The sequence below is a fragment of the Synechococcus sp. WH 5701 genome (assembly GCF_000153045.1).
Taxonomy (GTDB): Bacteria; Cyanobacteriota; Cyanobacteriia; order PCC-6307; family Cyanobiaceae; genus Regnicoccus_A; species Regnicoccus_A antarcticus.
Genome location: NZ_AANO01000062.1, coordinates 1 through 1,554, shown reverse-complemented (window position 1 = coordinate 1,554; position 1,554 = coordinate 1). Strand labels below are relative to the sequence as shown.

Genomic DNA, 1,554 nt, shown 5'->3' with positions numbered 1-1,554 from the left:
ATCTCTTCCATTGCTCCGGTCATTCTTTCCATGGCTTTTACCCCATCACGAACAAGAGGAAGCGCACCGTTCATTGCCTGTTCGGCCTCATTCGCATTCGCAGCTGATTGTTTGGTTTGAGATGAGATCTCTTCCAGAGATGAAGTTGTTTCCTGCACGCTGGCCGCTTGCTGGCTGGCACTTTCAGCAAGTTCCTGACTGGCGCCCGATAGTTGTTCAGATGAAACATCCACTTGTTCTGCTCCCCCCGCCAATCGCTCCACGATAGAGGTAAGAATATTATTCATAGAGTTACTAATGATATAGCTGAAAACAACTGAGACTGTCAACCCGATTACAACGAGTATACTTACAACAATGATTGCCTTTCTGCCAGTAGAAGAAGCGGATTCTCCAACTTGCATCGCTCCTTTATATGCAGCAGATGAGAGATCCACACTGCTGCTTAATGTCAGGTTAGAAGCATCATAAATGATGGATTCGTTCTCTGCCCGCTCCCTAATTTTATCCAGTAAGCGACCTGCAGAACTATTAAATACCTTTAGCTCAGAGGAAAGTCCCTTTACGGCTTCAGTACTACTTCTACCTTCAATAAAATCTGATAGTTCTTTACTTTTTACTAAAAGATCGTCCTCTACCGTATTTAAAGCCTCATAGTTATTGTTTGCTTCGTTTTTCCAGAAATCATTAATCGACTCATGAATCTCACTCACAATAAGAATTAACTCACTGGATCTGTTGCTATCAGTATACAGGATCTCGTCAAGCAGTGGATCCATCTTGTTATCTGATGCTTTTAATACCTCTTTTTCTTTTGACACATCCTGAGTCAATCCATGAAATGTGTTTACCGCTGTAATGTATTCAGATGCATTCTTTTTTATTACTTCGATCTCTTCTGAAAGTACCGGAAGGTTCTTTTCCTCAGCAAGTTTTTCAAGATCTAAGATCACACTATTGGCCAGATCGAAGTTCTCTTTAACTAGATCATAAGTTTCTTCATCTCCATCTTTCAGATACCTCATCCTGTAATAGCCGGCTTCACGAATAGCCTGCTCTAAAGATTCCGCCATCTCCCATTCAGGAATGTAGGCTTCAACTAGCCGGTTTGCACTTTTATTGATCTGTATATACTCGAATATCGCAAAGGCACTTATTACGATGGTTACAGTTATTATACTTACAGCAAGAGTAAAGAGTCTTTGCTTAACAGTTTTATTTCCCTGTCTGTTTAAAAACGAATTGGAAGTACTCTCACCGATTTTTTTTAGCCTTTTTAAGTCCATGATAATTGATTTATTAGTCCCCAGAGAGTTCTCTAATAGTCAATCATCTGCGAAAGAGAGCTCTCAAAAATTTAATAATCCAATACTAGTATCAGATTACTCTTCATAGCTTTATCGGGCAGGTTTTATTTTTAATAAGCTTTTTTTGATAGGCAAATAAAAAAAGGCACCGGTTAATCACCGACGCCTTAACATTTAAACTGATAAATTAACTACTTAGGTTTTTTATTCTGCCACCCCTAATGATGCCAGGATATTCTCTCTAAGA

1 protein-coding gene is annotated in these 1,554 nt (G+C 39.3%); it reads right to left on the bottom strand.

Annotated elements, in window-relative coordinates; all coding sequences use genetic code 11:
* A partial coding sequence (locus WH5701_RS17315) for a hypothetical protein (protein WP_198005098.1) occupies window positions 1-1,286 on the bottom strand: 1,286 nt, incomplete at its 3' end.
* Between the last annotated feature and the right edge of the window lie 268 nt (window positions 1,287-1,554).